Origin of the sequence: Erwinia sp. AnSW2-5 (assembly GCF_045107195.1) — a bacterium.
GTDB lineage: Bacteria > Pseudomonadota > Gammaproteobacteria > Enterobacterales > Enterobacteriaceae > Erwinia.
In genome coordinates this window covers 84,578-104,118 of the sequence record NZ_JBJGXA010000039.1, presented here as the reverse complement: position 1 = coordinate 104,118, position 19,541 = coordinate 84,578, and the positions used below count along the sequence as shown (strand labels likewise).

At 51.7% G+C, this 19,541-nt stretch carries 15 protein-coding genes; 5 read left to right on the top strand and 10 right to left on the bottom strand.

The genetic code is table 11. The annotated features are described in order from the left end of the window. Nucleotides 1–364 precede the first annotated feature (364 nt). The 5 genes from ispH to ribF are packed head-to-tail and all read right to left on the bottom strand — an operon-like array spanning nucleotide 365 to nucleotide 6,070. On the bottom strand, nucleotides 365–1,318 hold the full coding sequence (ispH, locus tag ACFL9S_RS21875) for a 4-hydroxy-3-methylbut-2-enyl diphosphate reductase (protein WP_405263970.1): 954 nt from the start codon (nucleotides 1,316–1,318) through the stop codon (nucleotides 365–367). Then, nucleotides 1,299–1,769 carry an FKBP-type peptidyl-prolyl cis-trans isomerase gene (gene fkpB / locus ACFL9S_RS21870; protein WP_405263969.1) on the bottom strand — a complete coding sequence of 157 codons (471 nt, stop codon included), beginning with the start codon at nucleotides 1,767–1,769 and terminating at the stop codon, nucleotides 1,299–1,301. Before fkpB ends, ispH begins: the two co-directional genes overlap by 20 nt. Nucleotides 1,770–1,772: 3 nt before the next feature. Next, nucleotides 1,773–2,279: a signal peptidase II gene (gene lspA, locus ACFL9S_RS21865; protein ID WP_200641902.1), complete on the bottom strand. Its 507-nt coding sequence runs from the start codon at nucleotides 2,277–2,279 to the stop codon at nucleotides 1,773–1,775. Beyond that, on the bottom strand, nucleotides 2,279–5,095 hold the full coding sequence (ileS, locus tag ACFL9S_RS21860; protein WP_405263968.1) for an isoleucine--tRNA ligase: 2,817 nt from the start codon (nucleotides 5,093–5,095) through the stop codon (nucleotides 2,279–2,281). The genes lspA and ileS overlap by 1 nt, the downstream gene beginning before the upstream one ends. A 36-nt stretch (nucleotides 5,096–5,131) precedes the next feature. Continuing rightward, nucleotides 5,132–6,070, bottom strand: coding sequence for a bifunctional riboflavin kinase/FAD synthetase (gene ribF, locus ACFL9S_RS21855; protein ID WP_405263967.1), 939 nt, complete (start codon nucleotides 6,068–6,070; stop codon nucleotides 5,132–5,134). A gap of 316 nt (nucleotides 6,071–6,386) precedes the next feature. On the opposite strand from ribF, the gene rpsT reads away from it, so the two are divergent. Beyond that, nucleotides 6,387–6,650, top strand: a complete 264-nt coding sequence (rpsT, locus tag ACFL9S_RS21850; protein WP_133842352.1) for a 30S ribosomal protein S20 — start codon at nucleotides 6,387–6,389, stop codon at nucleotides 6,648–6,650. A 135-nt stretch (nucleotides 6,651–6,785) separates the two neighbouring features. Here rpsT and nhaA read toward each other — a convergent pair whose 3' ends face one another. The 5 genes from nhaA to mog form a co-directional block, all read right to left on the bottom strand. Next, complete coding sequence (gene nhaA, locus ACFL9S_RS21845) at nucleotides 6,786–7,961, bottom strand: Na+/H+ antiporter NhaA (RefSeq protein WP_405263966.1); 1,176 nt, start codon at nucleotides 7,959–7,961, stop codon at nucleotides 6,786–6,788. 280 nt (nucleotides 7,962–8,241) lie between these two features. Further along, nucleotides 8,242–9,384 carry a molecular chaperone DnaJ gene (gene dnaJ / locus ACFL9S_RS21840; RefSeq protein WP_405263965.1) on the bottom strand — a complete coding sequence of 381 codons (1,143 nt, stop codon included), beginning with the start codon at nucleotides 9,382–9,384 and terminating at the stop codon, nucleotides 8,242–8,244. Between the two features lie 107 nt (nucleotides 9,385–9,491). Next, nucleotides 9,492–11,405, bottom strand: a complete 1,914-nt coding sequence (gene dnaK, locus ACFL9S_RS21835; RefSeq protein WP_405263964.1) for a molecular chaperone DnaK — start codon at nucleotides 11,403–11,405, stop codon at nucleotides 9,492–9,494. A gap of 238 nt (nucleotides 11,406–11,643) precedes the next feature. Beyond that, nucleotides 11,644–12,948: an MFS transporter gene (locus ACFL9S_RS21830; RefSeq protein WP_405263963.1), complete on the bottom strand. Its 1,305-nt coding sequence runs from the start codon at nucleotides 12,946–12,948 to the stop codon at nucleotides 11,644–11,646. Between the two features lie 127 nt (nucleotides 12,949–13,075). After that, entirely contained in the window at nucleotides 13,076–13,663 is a 588-nt protein-coding gene (mog, locus tag ACFL9S_RS21825; protein ID WP_405263962.1) for a molybdopterin adenylyltransferase, read from the bottom strand. 402 nt (nucleotides 13,664–14,065) lie between these two features. On the opposite strand from mog, the gene ACFL9S_RS21820 reads away from it, so the two are divergent. The 4 genes from ACFL9S_RS21820 (at nucleotide 14,066) to ACFL9S_RS21805 (ending at nucleotide 18,962) form a co-directional block, all read left to right on the top strand. Further along, on the top strand, nucleotides 14,066–14,665 hold the full coding sequence (locus ACFL9S_RS21820; RefSeq protein WP_405263960.1) for a fimbrial protein: 600 nt from the start codon (nucleotides 14,066–14,068) through the stop codon (nucleotides 14,663–14,665). Between the two features lie 34 nt (nucleotides 14,666–14,699). Then, entirely contained in the window at nucleotides 14,700–15,389 is a 690-nt protein-coding gene (locus tag ACFL9S_RS21815; protein ID WP_405263959.1) for a molecular chaperone, read from the top strand. 6 nt (nucleotides 15,390–15,395) lie between these two features. Beyond that, complete coding sequence (locus tag ACFL9S_RS21810) at nucleotides 15,396–17,849, top strand: fimbria/pilus outer membrane usher protein (RefSeq protein WP_405263958.1); 2,454 nt, start codon at nucleotides 15,396–15,398, stop codon at nucleotides 17,847–17,849. Between the two features lie 141 nt (nucleotides 17,850–17,990). Next, nucleotides 17,991–18,962 (top strand): fimbrial protein, encoded by a 972-nt coding sequence (locus ACFL9S_RS21805; protein ID WP_405263957.1) that lies wholly within the window; start codon nucleotides 17,991–17,993, stop codon nucleotides 18,960–18,962. Nucleotides 18,963–19,541: the final 579 nt, after the last annotated feature.

Genomic DNA, 19,541 nt, shown 5'->3' with positions numbered 1-19,541 from the left:
TCCGATCGCCCCGTAAAACAGGGGCAGCACCCTGCTCAACATCACGGGCGGACCGAAAAAGAAGGTCCGCCCCTACGCGTCCTGAGTTGTTTTCGGTTTGGGTGTTGACCTGGATTTTGACGTTGAGGCGGCATTCAGCAGCGCTTGCGAAGGTATCCACACAGTGGACGCAGCGCCTGCCGCAAAGCCCGGGTCCCCAGGGTGGGGGCGACTGCCCACCCTGGGTCGCTCAGCCCGCGCAGCGGGAAAGCGAAACGCCCTTGACGTTGACCTGGACAATCGTGTAGACCAGCGTCACTGGTCGACCGCTCGTCATGCAAGTCTTACTTTATGGGGATACCTCAGGGGTCGCCCCCAACGGATTTTACTCGACCTGACGAACCTCGACGCGAAGCTCTTTTGGGACTTCAAACACAATGTTCTCTTCGCGACCAATCAGCTCGATGGCATCGACGCCGCCCAGTGAGTTCAGCCGTTCGATCACCTGTTGCACCAGAATATCCGGTGCCGAAGCCCCTGCGGTAACGCCGACACATCCCACACCTCTGACCCACTCTTCCTGAATATCATCAGCGGAGTCGATCAGACGTGCCAGTTTGCCGGCTCGCTGTGCCAGCTCTGCCAGACGGTTTGAGTTCGAGGAGTTTTTCGAACCGACCACCAGCACCACATCAGCATCACGCGCCAGCGTTCGCACCGCTTCCTGACGGTTCGTGGTGGCGTAACAAATGTCGTCTTTACGCGGGCCGACAATTTTGGGGAATCGGGCACGCAGCGCATCGATCACTTCATAGGTGTCATCGACGGACAGCGTGGTTTGCGTCATAAAGCACAGGTTGTCTTCATCTTTAACCTGAAGCGTCCAGACATCCGCAGGCGCTTCCACCAGGTACATGCCCCCTTTCGGGTTGTTGTACTGGCCCATTGTCCCTTCTACTTCCGGGTGGCCCGCATGACCGATCAGGATCGCTTCCGTTCCTTTACGGCTGGCACGCGCCACTTCCATATGTACCTTGGTGACCAGCGGACAGGTAGCATCAAACAGCATGGTCAGGTCACGCGCTTTTGCTTCAGCACGAACGGCCTGAGACACGCCATGTGCAGAGAAGATCAGGATAGAACCATCCGGCACTTCACTGATCTCTTCAATAAAGATCGCACCGCGCTCGCGCAGGCTGTTAACCACATAACGGTTATGCACCACTTCATGCCGCACGTAGATAGGTGCGCCATACATCTCCAGCGCACGCTCCACAATGCTGATAGCGCGATCAACACCCGCGCAGAAACCGCGCGGGTTAGCCAACAGGATCTGCATTGCTCGTCTCCCGTACCGGATCAATCTCCAGCACTTCTACGTCAAAGTGAATGGTCTGCCCGGCCAGAGGGTGATTGAAATCAACGGTGATTGAGTCACCGGAGATTTCACGGATCACACCCGGCATCTCGTTACCATCCATGCCGCTGAACAGCATGATGGCACCAATTTCCGGTTCCCCGGCCTGCACAAAGTCACGGCGCGAAAAATACTGGATCAGGTCCGGGCTGATGCCGCCGAACGCATCATCTGCGTCCAGCGAAAAAGCACACGTCTCGCCCGCTTTCAGCCCGAGAAGATGGCTTTCCAGCCGTTCAGACAGGCTGCCATCGCCAAGGCAAAACAGTGCCGGTTTACCGTGGCTGCGCGTGGATTCCGCCGTGGAACCATCAGCCAGTTTCAAAGTGAAATGCACCAGCACTGCACTGTCACGCTGTACAGAATCGGTCATGCCTTACCCTTTATTCTTGGCCTGTTTGCCGTTCGGGCTAAGGAACCCTTCCAGCACGATCAGCGCGGCACCGATACAGATACCGCAGTCGGCAATATTAAACGTGGCGAAGTGCCAGTCACCGACATAGAAGTCGATGAAGTCCACCACAAAGCCATGATATGACCGGTCAAACAGGTTGCCCACTGCGCCACCGACAATCAGCGCATAGGCGATGTTATTCAGTTTATTGCTGGCGCTGGTGCGATACATCATTACCAGCAGCACCACGACGATGGCAATGGCAATACCGGCAAAGAACCAGCGCTGCCAGCCACCTTTATCAGCGAGGAAGCTGAACGCCGCGCCGTAGTTGTGCGCATAAAAGAAGTTAAAGTACGGCATCACTGGCATCGATTCGTGCAGCATCAGATTATTCATAATCCACTGCTTACTGGCGAAATCAATGACAATCACCACCAGCACCAGCCACAGCCAGCGCAATCCGGTTGAGAGAACAGGTTTGCTCATCATGCAAACTTACGCTGTTCGCCGCTGCCCGCGACGTTAGTGACACAACGGCCACACACATCAGCGTGTTCGGCGTTCTGGCCGATATCGCTAGTGTAATGCCAGCAGCGTGGACATTTCTCACCTTCTGCTTTCTGCAGGGCAATTTTCAGACCTTTTACCCCTTCGCTCTGCTGCGCATCGTCGGTCGCCTGTGCATAGTCAGCCACCTGAGCCCCTGAGGTCAGCAGCACAAAGCGCAGCTCTTCACCCAGGCTGGTCAGCTTCGCGGCCAGCTCGGCATCGGCATACAGCGTGACGCTGGCTTCCAGAGAACCACCGATACGCTTATCAGCACGCGCCTGCTCGATAACCTTGTTGACTTCACCACGGACTTTCAGCAGTTCAGCCCAGTAGCTGTCGTTCATTGGCTGGTTGTCTTCCAGGCTGAACAGCCCGTCGAACCACTCTTCGGTAAACACATACTGGCTGCGTTTGCCCGGCAGATAGCCCCAGATTTCATCAGCGGTGAAGGACATGATTGGCGCCATCCAACGTACCAGCGCTTCCACGATATACCACAGCGCGGTCTGGCAGCTACGACGCGCCAGGCCATCTGATTTCGCGGTGTACTGGCGGTCTTTGATGATATCCAGATAGAAGGAACCCATCTCAACCGAGCAGAACTGCATCAGACGCTGCACCACTTCATGGAAATCGTAGGCGTCATAAGACGCGACGATATCGTTCTGTGCAGCCAGCGCGCGGCCCACTGCCCAGCGGTCAACGATGACCATCTCTTCCGGTTTCACCAGATCGGTTTCTGGATTAAAACCAGCGAGGTTCGCCAGCAGGAAGCGTGCGGTGTTACGGATACGGCGATAGCTGTCGGCGGAACGCTTGAGGATTTCGTCAGAAACGGCAATTTCACCGGAGTAATCGGTCGATGCCACCCACAGACGCAGGATATCGGCGCCCAGCTTGTTCATCACGTCCTGCGGGCTGACGGTGTTGCCCAATGATTTGGACATCTTACGACCCTGACCATCAACGGTGAAGCCGTGCGTCAGTACCTGGCGGTACGGCGCTTTGCCTTTCATCGCGGTGGAGATCATCAGCGAGGACATAAACCAGCCACGGTGCTGATCCGAACCTTCCAGATACAAATCGGGTTCGTTGCCACCAAACTCAGGGCGTGCGTCGACGACTGAATAGCTGGTAGAGCCAGAATCGAACCACACATCGAGGGTATCCGGCACTTTAACGTAGTTGTCAGCATCAGCACCCATCAGGTCGCGGGCGTCGAGATCCCACCATGCCTGAATGCCGTCCTGCTCAACCAGCTTCGCTACCTTCTCCATCAGTTCCAGAGAATCCGGGTGCAGCTGCTCAGTGTCTTTGTGCACGAACAGCGCCATCGGTACGCCCCAGGTACGCTGACGGGAGATACACCAGTCAGGGCGGTTGGCCACCATCGACTCAATACGCGCCTGGCCCCAGTCAGGGATCCACTGCACGCCTTTAATCTCTTTCAGCGACTGCGCACGCAGGCCTTTCTGATCCATGCTGATAAACCACTGCGGAGTCGCACGGAAGATGATCGGCGTTTTGTGGCGCCAGCAGTGTGGGTAGCTGTGATGCAGTTTTTCAACATGCAGCAGAGCGCCCTTCTCGCGCAGCAGCTCAACGATCATATCGTTGGCTTTAAAGACGTTAACGCCATCCAGCGTCGGGTAAGTACCTGGCAGGAAGCTGCCGTCCGGGCCGACCGGGTTAGCCACTTCAATGCCGTACTTCTGACCGATCACAAAGTCGTCCGGGCCGTGGCCAGGCGCAGTATGAACCGCACCCGTACCGGCTTCCAGAGTCACGTGCTCACCCAGAACTACCGGGGAGGTGTGGCCGAGGAACGGATGCTGGAAGCCCATCAATTCAAGGTCAGCGCCTTTCGCTTCGCCCAGCACGGTCCATGCAGCCACGCCAACGCGCTTCATCACGCTCTCGACCATCTCTTTAGCGAGGATCAGGGCACGGCCCTCGATCTGCAGCAGCTGGTAGTCGAATTCAGGATGCAGGGAGATGGCACGGTTAGCCGGCATCGTCCACGGCGTAGTCGTCCAGATCACCAGAGCAATTGGGCCATCAACCTGGCTTGCGCCAAATTTCGCCTGCACGGCGTCTTTATCGACGGCATTGAACATCACATCGATAGACGGGGAGGTTTTGTCGTAATACTCAACTTCCGCTTCAGCCAGCGCAGAGCGGCAGTCCAGACACCAGTGCACCGGCTTTGCGCCCTTGTGCAGGTGACCGTTGCCGATGATCTTGCCCAGGGCACGGATGATGTTGGCTTCGGTTTTGAAGTTCATCGTCAGATACGGACGATCCCAGTCACCCAGCACACCCAGGCGGATAAAGTCGGCTTTCTGCCCTTCCACCTGCTCGGCGGCATATTTGCGGCAGGCAGCACGGAATTCAGATGCGCTGACTTTCTCGCCCGGCTTACCGATCATCTGCTCAACTTTATGCTCGATAGGCAGACCGTGGCAGTCCCAGCCTGGAACATACGGCGAATCATAGCCCGCCATGCCTTTCGACTTAACGATAATGTCTTTCAGAATCTTGTTAACTGAGTGACCAATATGAATGCTGCCGTTCGCGTAGGGAGGGCCATCATGCAGAATAAAGGTTTTTTTCCCTTTCTTGGCTTCGCGAATGATGCCGTACAGCTTGTCATCATACCAACGTTGCAGCATGCCCGGTTCGCGTTTGGCCAGATCGCCACGCATCGGGAACCCCGTTTCTGGCAAATTCAGGGTAGATTTATAGTCACTCATCAGATTCTCGGTTCCGTATGTCGGTTCTATGTAAACTTAAACCGATGTTTTCAGCCCAAAAAAAGTTCGGGCAGTCACCACATCGTTTGCAATTTGTTCTTTCAGTGCGTCGAGCGAGGCAAAACGCTGCTCGTTGCGTATTTTATCACGCAGCACCACTTCAATATGGCGCCCGTAAAGGTCGATGGAGACATCCAGCAAATGTACTTCCAGCTGCTGACGCAGCCCTGCAACGGTAGGTCGGGTGCCGATATTTGCCACCCCGGGTAACGGATGTGAATCCAGCCCTAAAACCTCCACGGCATACACCCCTTTGACTGGGGAGACCGTACGACGCAGCGGCAGGTTAGCCGTAGGGAAGCCAATGGTGCGGCCCAGCGCATCGCCATGCACTACACGGCCAGAAATGCTGAAAGGACGCCCCAGCAGGGCATTTGCCACCGACAGGTTATCTTCTGCCAGTGCCTGCCGAATCGCCGTGCTGCTGATGCGTTTTCCGTCATCACAGAATGTCTGGGTACTGATGACATCAAAGCCATATTCGACGCCCGCATTCTGTAATAACAGGAAATCACCCTGGCGACCAGCGCCAAAGCGGAAATCATCCCCCACCGCGAGGAACTCTACGCCCAGCTTATCGACCAGAAGATCGGCGACAAAACTCTGCGCTGTCTGGGCCGCGAAACGGCGATCGAAACGCACGCACAGCACGGCATCGACGCCGGCCTGTTCGAGGTAGCGCACTTTCTCCCGCAGGCGTGTCAGCCGTGCAGGGGCTTTTTCCGCCGCAAACAGTTCCAGCGGCTGAGGCTCAAACAGCATGACCATCACCGGCAAATTGCGCTGACGCCCTTCTTTGCACAGTTGCGCCAGCAGCGCCTGATGGCCTCGATGTACGCCATCGAAATTACCGATAGTCAGTACGCAGCCGCGATGCTGCTCTCTAAGGTTATGTATGCCGCGGATAAACTTCATGGCTGGCTCAAATTTGTGGAAATCGGGGGATTATACCTTGTACAGGCGTGAAGGTTAACCCACGAATACGGGCTTTCATGCTTTCTTCTCGCCATTTCGCTCTGTAGGGTACTGATCCGGCGCGGTATGATATTTTTCTTGTGAATAAGCTGTATTCGACTGAATGAAGCTGGTAGAATCTTGCGCCATCGAAACGTAATCAAGTGCCACTGTTTGACCGGCGCTTATTTGCACAAATCCATTGACAACCGAAGGCGAAAAGGGCATATTCCTCGGCCTTTGAATTGTCCTCATAGAACTATTTGGGAGTTGGACCTTGGCTAATATCAAATCAGCTAAGAAACGCGCCGTAACATCTGAGAACCGTCGCAAGCACAATGCTAGCCGTCGCTCAATGTTACGTACTTTCATCAAGAAAGTTTACGCGGCTATCGCTACTGGCGATAAAGCAGCTGCGCAGAATGCATTTAATGACATGCAACCAATTGTGGACCGTCAGGCAGCTAAAGGCCTGATCCACAAGAATAAAGCTGCACGTCATAAAGCAAATCTGGCTGCACAGATCAGCAAACTGGCTTAATGTCAGCTTGTTAATCAAGCTTTGATAAAGAAACCGCTCCGGCGGTTTTTTTATGCCTTTTTTTTGAGGGTACGCACAGAGAGCGGGTGCGACCTAAAAAAGGCCGCCCCTACCATTCCCTCGGTCACCGCGTCATTAATGCGATGATTGCGGGCGCAGTTTAACCCGCAGCAGAATATATCCCACCACAGCAGACAGTACAGACCCGGTGAGGATCCCCAGCTTGGCCAGCGTCACCATCTCTTCATGTGCAGCATCAAATGCCAGTGAAGCGATAAAAATAGACATGGTAAAGCCGATGCCACACAACAGACCGACAGCGGCAATATCCACCATTTTGGTGCCTTCCGGTAACGCAGCAATCTTCAGCTTCACCGACAGCCAGCAAATCAGCGTGATCCCCAACGGTTTACCCACCAACAGACCCAAAATAATCCCCAGAGGCACCATTGAGAAAAGCCCTTCTGGCGATACGCCCGTCAGCGAAACACCGGCATTAGCAAAGGCAAATAACGGCAGGATCAGCCAGCTCACCCACGGATGCAGACCGTGTGCCAGATCGATCGACGGCGAGTGTCCATCCTGTTTTTTCAGGGGAATAAACAGCCCCACAATCACCCCTGCCAGCGTGGCATGTACACCCGATTTCAGCACCGCCACCCACAGCACCATGCCCACCAGCAGGTAGACTGAGGTTTTACGCACGCCACACAGATTCAGCACCGCCAGTACCGTAATGGAGGCCGCAGCGACACCGAGCGAGGCCATCGACAAGTTGCTGGTGTAGAAGAAAGCGATAATAAGAATCGCACCAAGATCGTCGATAACAGCCAGTGCCATCAGGAACATTTTCAATGCAGGAGGCACCCGGCTACCCAGCAACGCCAGAATACCCAGTGCAAAAGCGATATCCGTCGCAGTCGGAATAGCCCATCCGTGGATGGCCAGCGCATCATTATGATTAAGACCCGCATAGATCAGTCCCGGGGCCAACATACCGCCTAAGGCCGCAATCAGCGGGAACATTGCGCGCTCCCGCCCCTTCAGCGACCCCATCATCAGTTCGCGTTTCACTTCAAGGCCGATCATCAGGAAAAACAGTGCCATCAATGCATCATTGATCCATAACAGCAGGTCTTTGTTGATATCCAGAGCGCCGAAGCGGAACTGCACCGGCATGGCCAGAATGGCCTGATAAGCCTGCTGAGTGCTGGTATTGTTGGCGAGGAACATGGCGACAGCAGCAGCGATAATCAGCACTACGCCGCCCGTAGCATCGTTCTTTAAAAGTTTTTTGAGAAAGAGGTTCATGACAGACTCCGCTGTTAATCTCAGTGAATAAGTTTCAGATGACCGACAGCATACGTGTTTAAGCCATTCGAAAAAAACAGTTTATTCCCGCATAAAACAGCGCTATTCACGATTCATTGAATTTATATCTCAAAGGGCTGCACATCCGTGCGAGATCCCTCGAACTCAGGGCGTAAAAAAAGCCGCCTGGGGCGGCTTTATCATCACATTGATACCCACACACAGGAACAGTGGATGGATTGGCAGAACCGGCTCCCTGACGCTCAGAGAGCCGATGCCTTTAGCGAGTCAGATCGTCAAAAAATTTCTTCACACCATCAAAGAAGCTTTTAGAACGCGGGCTGTTCTTCTCACCTGATGGACCGCCGAAGCTCTCTTCCAGTTCGCGTAACAGCGATTTCTGCTTATCACTCAGGCTGACAGGGGTTTCCACCACCACGCGGCATAACAGGTCACCCTGTGCACCACCGCGTACTGATTTCACACCTTTGCCGCGCATACGGAACAACTTGCCCGTCTGCGTTTCCGCAGGCACTTTCAACTTCACGCGGCCGTCCAGCGTTGGTACTTCAATCTCTCCGCCCAGCGCAGCCATCACAAAGTTGATCGGCACTTCGCAGTACAGATTGTTCTCTTCACGCTCAAAGATATTGTGCTTGCGCACCTGAACCTGAACATACAAATCGCCTGATGGCGCGCCGTGCTCACCCGCTTCCCCTTCGCCGGTCAGACGAATACGGTCACCGGTATCAACACCCGCTGGAATTTTCACCGACAGGGTTTTCGAACGCTCAACCCGGCCGTGACCGTGGCAAGCATTACACGGTTCTTTAATCACCGAGCCACGACCATGACAGGTCGGACAAGCCTGTTGCACGGTGAAGAAGCCCTGACGCATCTGCACCTGGCCAGCACCGTGACAGGTTGAACAGGTTTGCGGTTTGGTACCGACTTTCGCACCACTACCGTGGCAGACACCACACTCTTCCAATGTTGGAATGCGGATCTCTTTGGTCACGCCGCGTACCGCTTCTTCAAGCGACAGCTCCATGTTGTAGCGTAAATCAGCGCCGCGTGCAGCACGCTGCTGACGGCGGCCTCCGCCAAAGATATCGCCGAACACGTCGCCAAAGATATCACTGAAGTCAGCACCGCCACCGCCGCCGAAGCCGCCATGACCGCCACCGCCCATCCCACCCTGTTCAAAGGCTGCATGACCGTACTGATCATAAGCCGCACGTTTCTGCGCATCGGTCAGAATTTCGTAGGCTTCTTTAACCTCTTTAAACTGGTCTTCGGCACCTTCACCCTGGTTACGATCGGGGTGAAACTTCATTGCCAGGCGTTTATAAGCCTTTTTGATTTCACGCTCTTCCGCCGATTTGGAAACGCCTAAAACCTCGTAATAGTCTCTCTTCGCCATTGTTATTGATCCTACCCTTAACATGCATGCACGGGCGTAGGATTTCTCCGACGCCCGTGCTGGTAATCAATGGCGCATGACGCGCCACCCTGCCCGCTCAAGGGCGATTATTTTTTGTTGTCTTTCACTTCTTCAAATTCAGCGTCGACAACATCATCGTCTTTCTTCGCACCGTCAGTCGCATCTGCTGCGCCGCCAGCGGCCTGCTGCTGTTGAGCGAACTCCATCAGCTTGCTGGACACTTCCATCAGAGCCTGGATCTTGGCTTCAATTTCCGCTTTATCTTCGCCTTTCAGCGCCGTGTTCAGTTCGGTCAACGCGGCTTCGATAGGTGCTTTGTCATCCGCTGGCAGTTTATCGCCAGCTTCGTCCAACTGCTTACGCGTGCTGTGTGACAGCTGATCGCCCTGGTTGCGTACCTGAACCAGTTCTTCGAACTTACGGTCAGACTCAGCGTTAGCTTCCGCATCACGCACCATTTTTTCGATCTCTTCGTCGTTCAGACCGGAAGAGGCCTTGATGGTGATTTTCTGCTCTTTACCGCTGTTCTTGTCTTTCGCTGACACATGCAGAATACCATCGGCATCGATGTCGAAAGTGACTTCGATCTGAGGCATACCACGTGCTGCGCTCTGGATACCGTCGAGGTTGAACTGACCCAGAGATTTGTTATCCGCAGCGCGTTTACGCTCACCCTGCACAACATGGATGGTCACGGCAGACTGGTTGTCTTCGGCCGTAGAGAACACCTGGCTGTGTTTGGTTGGGATAGTGGTGTTCTTGGTAATCAGCGAAGTCATCACGCCGCCCATGGTTTCGATACCCAGCGACAGCGGGGTAACGTCCAGCAGCAGAACGTCTTTCACTTCACCCGCCAACACGCCACCCTGAACCGCTGCACCAACAGCAACAGCTTCATCCGGGTTCACGTCTTTACGTGGCTCTTTACCGAAGAACTCGGTCACTTTCGCCTGCACCATTGGCATACGTGTCTGGCCACCAACGAGGATGACATCGTTGATCTCAGAGACGGACAGACCGGCATCCTGCAGAGCCACTTTCAACGGCTCAATAGAACGAGCAACCAGATCTTCTACCAGTGATTCCAGCTTCGCACGGGTCACTTTGATGTTCAGGTGTTTAGGACCTGTTGCATCAGCAGTGATGTACGGCAGGTTCACGTCAGTCTGCTGTGCAGAAGACAGCTCGATCTTCGCTTTTTCTGCTGCTTCTTTCAGACGCTGCATAGCCAGTGGATCGTTGTGCAGATCGATGCCCTGATCTTTCTTAAACTCAGCCACCAGGTAGTTGATCATACGGCTGTCGAAGTCTTCACCACCCAGGTGGGTATCACCGTTGGTCGCCAGAACTTCAAAGGTTTTTTCGCCATCAACTTCATCGATTTCAATGATAGAGATATCGAAAGTACCACCACCCAGGTCATATACCGCGATAGTACGGTTACCCTGACCTTTATCCAGACCGTAGGCCAGAGCCGCTGCGGTTGGTTCGTTGATGATACGTTTTACTTCCAGACCAGCGATACGACCGGCATCTTTAGTTGCCTGACGCTGTGCATCGTTGAAGTATGCCGGTACAGTGATAACCGCTTCAGTCACTGGTTCACCCAGATAATCTTCAGCCGTTTTCTTCATTTTTTTCAGCACTTCTGCTGAGATCTGTGGCGGAGCCACGCGCTGACCTTTCACGTCCAGCCATGCGTCACCGTTGTCAGCGCCAACGATTTTAAATGGCATGATTTTCAGGTCACGCTGTACTTCTTCATCCTGGAAGCGGCGGCCAATCAGGCGCTTGATTGCAAACAGGGTATTCTGCGGGTTAGTCACGGCCTGACGTTTAGCAGGCTGACCTACCAGCGTTTCACCATCCTGGGTGTAAGCAATAATCGAAGGTGTTGTACGATCGCCTTCTGCATTCTCCAGTACACGCGCTTTGCCGCCATCCATGATAGCGACACAAGAGTTCGTTGTGCCCAGGTCAATACCAATAATCTTACCCATTTAAACATCTCCCACTTAAATTCAATTCAAATCAGCTTATGAACCATTAATGCGGGCATTTTTTACAGTTTCAACTGCTCGCCCTACGCTTTTTTTTCCAGGTCCGTAGCTTCGGATGCCAACTAAGATGGGGCCGGGCGACGCGGCATCAAGGGGGAGAGAGAAAAAAATTTTCACTTTGCCCTAATAAAGACAACGGGCCAGCCTAAGCTGACCCGTAAAACGCCATGTTTGCGCGTTATTGTGCGCTAATCTGCTTTAATAGTGCCTGCTGCCCGGCTTCACGACGCAGCCAGCAACCGACCAGAACACCCAACCCCGCGAGTGCCAGCACATAGTAAGCTGGCGCCATCGGCGACAACTTCAACATCAGCGTCAGCGCAATCGGCGTCAGACCGCCGAAAATGGCGTAGGCGATATTATAAGAGAAGGAGATACCGGTAAAACGCACCTCTGCCGGGAATGCGCTCACCATCACGAACGGCACCACGCCCACCACCCCCACGCACAGCCCGGCGACCGCATAGGCAATAAAGAGATATTCCGGCGACTGCGCAGCCACATGGAAAAATGCCCAACTGGAGACGGCCATTAACAGGCTTCCCACGATCAGAGTCGTCGCAGCACCAATGCGATCCACCAATGCCCCGGCAATAATACAGCCAAAAATCAGCATCACTGTTGCCAGGCTATTTGCCTGGAGCGTCAGCGCGGCAGGCAGGCCGTGTAATTTTTGCAGCAATGCCGGAGCCATCAGCAGCACCACGACAATACAGGCCGACAGCAGCCAGGTCAGCAGCATCGATACCACCACACCATGCGTATGACGCAGCACCACTGTTTTCAACGGCAGTTCAGCTGACAGTGTCTTACGCTGCTTCATCTGAATAAAAACCGGTGTTTCATGCAACCAGCGGCGCAGATACATCGCCAGCAGACCAAAGCCACCGCCCAGCAGGAAGGGAATACGCCAGCCGGTGTCAGCGATGGTTTGCGCACTCATCGTGGTGGTAATCAAGGTTGCCACCAGCGATCCCAGCAGAATCCCGAAGGTCAGCCCGGCGGTCAGCGTACCGCAGGCAAAACCAACGCGTTTTTCCGGTACATGCTCCGCCACAAAGACCCAGGCTCCCGGGACTTCGCCGCCAATCGCCGCACCCTGAAGCACACGCAGAATGAGCAGCATGACAGGAGCCGCAATACCAATGGAAGCATAAGTGGGCAGCAGCCCCATCGCTAACGTAGGCAGCGCCATCAGCAGGATGCTGAGGCTGAACATTTTCTTGCGCCCCTGGCTGTCGCCGAAGTGCGCCATAATCAGGCCACCCAGCGGACGGGCAAGATAACCGGCAGCAAAAATCGCAAAAGTCTGGAGCTGACGCAGCCAGTCAGGAATATCAGCGGGGAAGAACAGTTCGCCGATCACGCTGGCGAAAAAGACGAAGATAATAAAGTCGTAGAACTCCAGCGCGCCACCCAGCGCAGCCAGAGTTAACGTCTTGTAGTCCTGCCGGTTGAGGTGACGCGCATGATCATGGGACATAATTATTCACGAAAATCCAGAGTCAGAAGAAAACAGCATGGTTAGAAGTGTAAAGACGGCATTACTATACCGTCAATTTTCTGCCACAGCAGTGATGTCTGGATCTTATGCGTGAAAAAATCAATTTTTAGCTGTTTGTTTCGCGACGAGCGCTTTTAGGGCGAAATGCTGCTACGACCGTCGGGTCCGTCTCAATATAAGGCCCGTCCAGCAGTTGAATGCAGTAAGGCACGCTGGCGAAGATACCCTGCACCCTGGCATTGCCCTCATCATCCTTCAGACCTTCCAGGGTCTCCTTAATCGACTTGGGCTGCCCTGGCAGGTTAATCACCAGTGACTGTTTGCGGATCACCGCCATCTGACGTGACAGGATCGCTGTAGGCACGAAGTTAAGGCTAATCTGCCGCATCTGTTCACCAAAGCCCGGCATCTCACGGTCGGCAATCGCCAGCGTGGCATCCGGTGTGACATCACGCCGGGCCGGGCCGGTTCCCCCAGTGGTGAGCACCAGATGACAGAACAGCTCATCGACCAGCTCGCAAATCGCCTGCTCAATCATCGGCTGCTCATCAGGCACCAGACGTTTTTCAATTTCAAATGGCGTGGTTAACGCCTCAGACAGCCACGCCTCAAGGGCGGGTAATCCCTGATCCTGATAGATGCCATTCGCGGCGCGATCCGAAACGGAAATCAATCCAACGCGTAGTGTATTCATAGGGTTTTCGCTGTATGCAAAAGGGGAATAGAGGAAGGATAAACCATAGTAAAGCAGGATGTATAGCTCGAACAGGTGATTACTTTTTGCACACAAAAATATAAATATACATCCGCTACTTATTGATGAGTAAGCACGAATATATGAAGAGATATAGATAAAAAATATTAAAAAGAACAAAAAAAAGAAACAAAATAAAAACGTAAATTTAGCTTTTTCTGCAAATATCACAAACAAGATAAAAACCATAATAAAGGGGATGATACGACAATCACAAGGATACACATTGAATACATAAAAAAGCCATCATTACCTTAATAGCAAACAAAGCACAGGAATACGCCATAATAGAAATATTAGTGGGCGGGGTTTTATGCATTATTTTATCAGGAATTAAAAAAGATGGGAAAAGCAATCATCATCAGCAGCGTTATCAGTTTCGCTTGCGCCAGTTCATTAAGTTATGCCAGCACCAATATATCTGGCGGGACAATAAACTTTTCAGGTGCAGTAACGGACTCAACCTGTACGATCAATGGTAATAATTCAGAAAGTCTGTCTGTGGTACTTAACCCTATAACCACTCAGCAGGCAGGAACAACGGAAGGTCTTATTGATGCAGGGAAAAAATATTTTTCACTGGATTTTTCCAACTGTACTTCTGCACAGGCGGTGGCAGCAAATGACTCAGGAAACGCGCCCGCTTCAACGCTTAAAATGCAATTCTCTTCACCTAATACTATATCTAACGATGGTAAGTATCTTATCAACCAGGAAAACAACCTTCAGGGTAATCCGCGCAACGTCGGTATTGCTATCGTTCTCGAGGATAAAGAAACACAACCCATTCCTCTTCACCAGGAGCTGGATACACAGCTAGCGGGAAATACCGCAACACCCGAAGCGCTCAACTTTTATGCCAAATACTATAAAGTTGGCACATCGGCGGCTGAAGCAGGCACGGTCAAAACGATGGTGACCTATAGCATCTCTTATCTTTAGTTTTTCATAGCGAATGACGTTGAGCGATTGATTCATGAAAAGAATTTTACTTTTAGCAGTATTATTTCCTTGCCTCTGTAGTGCTAATGTAATTATTAGTGCAACCCGTTCTATCTATCCTTCTGACAAAAAAGAGATCTCGGTTCAATTGCTCAACGATGGCGACTCACCCTCACTGGTTCAGGCATGGATTGATGATGGTGAACCTGACTCAACACCGGAGACAGCAAAAGTTCCCTTTCTGCTAATGCCTCCGGTGGTCAAGGTGCCTGCGCACAGTGGGCAGCAATTGAGAGTCAAGTATATTGGCGGGAAACTGCCTTCCGATCGTGAGTCAGTTTTCTATCTGAATGTGCTGGACATTCCCCCGGTGCCAGAAAACCTCGAGGGGAAGAGCATCATGCAGTTGGCAATAAGATCACGTATAAAGCTTTTTTTCCGACCTGTTGGATTAAAAATATCACCGAAAGATATGATCGATAAGCTGACGCTAACCCGGGAAGGGAAAGGAATTACAGTCCATAATGCCAGCCCATATTACCTGACGCTATCATCCATCAGAATAAATAAAACAGACAACATTCTTAAGCAAGGTTTAATGATAGATCCTTTCTCCCAGAAGACAATAGAAAACACAAAATCATCATCAAGTGAAAACTCGGTCTCATTTATCTATATTAATGACTACGGTGCAAGTATCGAATCGCGAAAAAAAATCCAATAACAGCCAATGTACAATCTTAAAAAATATCATATATCGCCAAAAATACTTTTGGCATGCTCAGTATTTTTCCAGCAAAAGATTGCTTATGCTGTTACGTTCAACACTAATTTCCTGGCGGGTAAATCCGGCCATTCTGACTTATCACGATTCTATCAAAATAGTGATTTACCCTCTGGAAATTACGAAATTGATGTTTATGTTAATAGTGACTGGAAAGGTAAGTACAATGCAAAAGTCATCAGTAGCTTAAATGACATCAGAATTAAATCAAGGGAATTCACCCGAATGGGGTTATTAAAGACAGCGACAAAAGCTGAGGATAATAACGCCGAATTCATCAATGTTTATGCTTTATCGAATGGAATAAAAAGTACTTTTGACCCAGGTAAGATGAAACTGGACTTGAGCGTGCCACAGCAAGAGATGGATGCCAAATGGCGGGGTTATGTCGATCCTAAATTCTGGAGCGAAGGTGTGCCCGGTCTGACACTGTCCTACCAGGCAAACTATTATCACTCCACCTCACGTCATCAGCAGGATGAAGATAACGCTTATATTTCATTGAATTCTGGTCTTAATCTGTGGAACTGGCAGTTACGCGACAACAGCTCTTATAACTACTCGCACAACGGTAAATCAAGCTGGCAAAATAACACCCGCTATTTGCAGCGTAGTTTCAGTTCCATTGAGTCACAGATGCGCATGGGTGACAGCTACACACCTGCAGATCTCTTCGACTCCTATCGTTTTCGTGGCCTCAGTATAGGCACAGATATCCGTATGTTGCCTGACTCCATGCAGGGATTTGCCCCTGTTGTCCACGGTGTGGCGGAAACCAATGCGTTAGTTAAGATCTTCCAGAATGGTGTCCCGATCTATCAGCAAAACGTGGCGCCAGGTCCGTTTGCGATTAATGATATTTTACCGACAGGTTCCGGGGGGGATCTCAACGTTGAAGTCGACGAAGCTGGCGGCCGCGTTCAGCGTTTCACCGTGCCCTATTCGTCAGTTCCTGGCATGTTAAAACCGGGTGTGAACGTCTACAACATGACAATGGGCCAGGTGCGCATTCCCGATAACAGCTATCATCCCGATTTTATTCAGGCCACCTGGCGCCGGGGGATGTCAAATCTGCTGACAACCTACGCGGGGGGCATCTGGAGCAATCATTATCTTTCTGCCCTTGTGGGTACGGGTCTGAATTTACCCTTTGGGGCCGTGTCATTTGATATCACTCAGTCACACCAGTCGTCATACCGACATGTCGATAGCAGCAGTGGCCAGAGCTATCGGCTTGCTTACAGTAAGTACTTCGCCGACACAGGAACCAACTTCACGCTGGCAGCCTATCACTACTCAACCAGCGGATTTCTGACTATGGAAGATTCTGTCGAAATGGGAAGCCACGGAGGAAGCAATTCCCCTCTATACAACAACACCCTCAACCAGAAGAACACCTTCAACTTTAACGTGAATCAGAACCTGGGCGGCTCGGCAGGTTCTTTTTTTCTGTCTGGTGCGATAAGAAACTACTGGAGGGGAACACGTAACAGTAAGGAGTATCAAGTAGGCTATTCAAACACACTCGCTAACGTAACATTCAATCTGACGGCCAGCCGTACCCGGGATGATAACAACCGCGAAGAGATACGTTACTACCTGGGCTTCTCTATGCCCTTTACGCTCTTTAGCTCGCCAATGTACCTGTCAACCAACTCATCCTTTACTCAAAGTCATTACAACAACAGTGATATAGGATTGAGCGGCACCGCAGGTAATGCCAATCAGTGGAACTATAACGTTGATCTGGCTAACAGCCAGGGGGGAAATACCACCACCAATGCTAACGTCGGCTATCGTGCACCTGAGACAGCACTCAATGCTTCCTGGAGCCAGTCGTCCAACTTCAGTCAGGAAGGCCTGGGGTTAACAGGCAGTATGGTTGCCTGGCAGGGGGGCCTGCTGTTTGCTAATCAGGCTGGCAGCACATTTGCCATTATTGATGCACCTGGCGTGGCGAATGCTGTCGTCAATAGCGATGGAACTATCCGCACCAACCGTCAGGGCAAAGCATTAGTGCCGTATATGTCGCCTTACCGTAAAAACGCGATGACGATAGATACCACCAATCTTGGCGATGGCATACAACTGCTGGGTAACCGTAAGGATGTTGTCCCCTACTCCGATACCATCAACTATATAAAATTTGATACCGACCAGCGGAAAAGCTTCATTTTCTATGCGGTTGATCGTGCAGATGCTCCTCTCCCCTTCGGCACGCTGGTGACGGACAGTAAAAATAAAGAGATCGGTTATGTCGGGCAAGGCAGCGTCATATTTATACATAACAATACGTTAGCCGATAAGGTCATCGTCCACTTTTCCAATGAGAGTAATGGCACCTGTACCATTACCGACCCGAAAACCAACCTGGCCAATGATGTGAACCATTGTCTGTAAACAAGGAGGATGAAGATGCGTCTTCAAACCAGACACGGCGGAGGAATATGCCCTCTCATCGCTCTAAGCTTGCTGGCACTGTTTTTGCCATTCAGGATTTGGGCTAACTGCATACAAAAAACGCCTGTCACGGCAACGACGATGTTTTATGATGCCACCAGTTCATTAAACCTCACCGGGTATGCATCCGTATCCGGGCGTACAAACTACCCGGGGATGTTCAAATGTAGCGTACCCGCATGGGGAATTATTGGCGGTAAAAATACCGTCGATAGCTCCACGCCCTACAGTAATAATACGCTCTACCTGAAATTTCCGGGTAATGCTTACGTTAGTCTGAATGTCAGCAATCTCAATCCACAATCCACCCATCCTGCCGTCGGCACAAACGGCGGTGCGACAATCGATGCCAGTTTTACCGTTAATCTGGCACTGATGAAAACTACGCCGACGCAAAATGTGATGGTAGTCAACGGCGATACGGCGACCATCAATCCTATCGTGCTGGCTCAGGACAGCACTGGCCTCACCGTTCTGCAAAATATTACCAGGCTGATCGCTGACTTTGCCTATTTTATTTTTAACTGGCGCTGGCCCGCGCATGATTATGATATTTACTACAAGCCCTTACAGATAAAATTCGTCAAATACGTCACCACCTGCAGCTTTGATGATAAAAATAAAACCGTGATGCTGAATGACATCAGCATCAGCGCACTGGCCAGCGGAGCCACCAGCGGTAAAAAAGCATTCACGTTAAATTTCACCTGCTCAGACCTGTTAAATGGCGTGACCACGCGTAATCTGCTGGCATTCATGAGCAGCAGCAATTTGCTGGGATCGGACAATTCGACGCTGATTTCCTCAGCCGCAGGCAGCGCTGGAGGGGTAGGCATTCGGGTCGCGAAATCCAGTGACGATATCCCAATGAAATTTAGTCCTTCAGCCACCGCTCAGGGTGCCGCTACCCCGCTGTTTTCTTACATCTCCAATCAACCATTAGAGCAGAAACTGTCGATTCCGATGAATGCGTGGTACTACGTCTATGACCAAAAAGCACTTTCCAGTGGACCCGTCAGGACCACCGCGGTGGTGAATTTTGTTTATGACTAGCTGGCAACATTACGAATAGTTTCTTTACTGCTTACAGGGCCTGATTATGCTGCTGCAGGAACTCAGAATGGATAAAAGGTGATTGCTTTTCGCGCATAAAACAGATGAATATCCATGTATTGTTTATGGATAAACAAGCGAGGATGCATGTTCTGTTTATTTCAGGCGCAGGATGCCGGAAGGCGACTTTCTCCACGGGATTTTCAATTCGTTCAGACGCCCCGCGTGGCATTCGACCATGCCCGGATTCATTATGAAATGGATTATCGTCGCTATGCGAGGCAAGACGTTTCAGGCGATCTCCCGCAGCGGAAATCTGCCAATAACGATCGCTTCAACCCATCCAACAAGTATTCAGGCCATAGTGGCTACTATACCCAAAATAATTCGAGTTGCAGGAAGGCGGCAAGGGAAGGAATCCCGATGAGCTTACTCGAGTAAGTGATTCGGGTGACTGAGTGTAGCCAACGCACCTGCAACTTGAAGTATGACGGGTATATCCCATTTATGATGCCACCGAGCGTGACCTCGAAAGGGGTCGGATTATCGGCATTGATACTTCAGAACGCTGGGATCCTT

Excerpts from the sequence above, each read along its gene's own strand:
- ispH (WP_405263970.1), bottom strand. The coding sequence starts at position 1,318 with ATGCAGATCCTGTTGGCTAACCCGCGCGGTTTCTGCGCGGGTGTTGAT.
- fkpB (WP_405263969.1), bottom strand. The coding sequence starts at position 1,769 with ATGACCGATTCTGTACAGCGTGACAGTGCAGTGCTGGTGCATTTCACT.
- lspA (WP_200641902.1), bottom strand. The coding sequence starts at position 2,279 with ATGAGCAAACCTGTTCTCTCAACCGGATTGCGCTGGCTGTGGCTGGTG.
- ileS (WP_405263968.1), bottom strand. The coding sequence starts at position 5,095 with ATGAGTGACTATAAATCTACCCTGAATTTGCCAGAAACGGGGTTCCCG.
- ribF (WP_405263967.1), bottom strand. The coding sequence starts at position 6,070 with ATGAAGTTTATCCGCGGCATACATAACCTTAGAGAGCAGCATCGCGGC.
- nhaA (WP_405263966.1), bottom strand. The coding sequence starts at position 7,961 with ATGAACCTCTTTCTCAAAAAACTTTTAAAGAACGATGCTACGGGCGGC.
- dnaJ (WP_405263965.1), bottom strand. The coding sequence starts at position 9,384 with ATGGCGAAGAGAGACTATTACGAGGTTTTAGGCGTTTCCAAATCGGCG.
- dnaK (WP_405263964.1), bottom strand. The coding sequence starts at position 11,405 with ATGGGTAAGATTATTGGTATTGACCTGGGCACAACGAACTCTTGTGTC.
- ACFL9S_RS21830 (WP_405263963.1), bottom strand. The coding sequence starts at position 12,948 with ATGTCCCATGATCATGCGCGTCACCTCAACCGGCAGGACTACAAGACG.
- mog (WP_405263962.1), bottom strand. The coding sequence starts at position 13,663 with ATGAATACACTACGCGTTGGATTGATTTCCGTTTCGGATCGCGCCGCG.
- ACFL9S_RS21820 (WP_405263960.1), top strand. The coding sequence starts at position 14,066 with ATGGGAAAAGCAATCATCATCAGCAGCGTTATCAGTTTCGCTTGCGCC.
- ACFL9S_RS21815 (WP_405263959.1), top strand. The coding sequence starts at position 14,700 with ATGAAAAGAATTTTACTTTTAGCAGTATTATTTCCTTGCCTCTGTAGT.
- ACFL9S_RS21810 (WP_405263958.1), top strand. The coding sequence starts at position 15,396 with ATGTACAATCTTAAAAAATATCATATATCGCCAAAAATACTTTTGGCA.
- ACFL9S_RS21805 (WP_405263957.1), top strand. The coding sequence starts at position 17,991 with ATGTTTTATGATGCCACCAGTTCATTAAACCTCACCGGGTATGCATCC.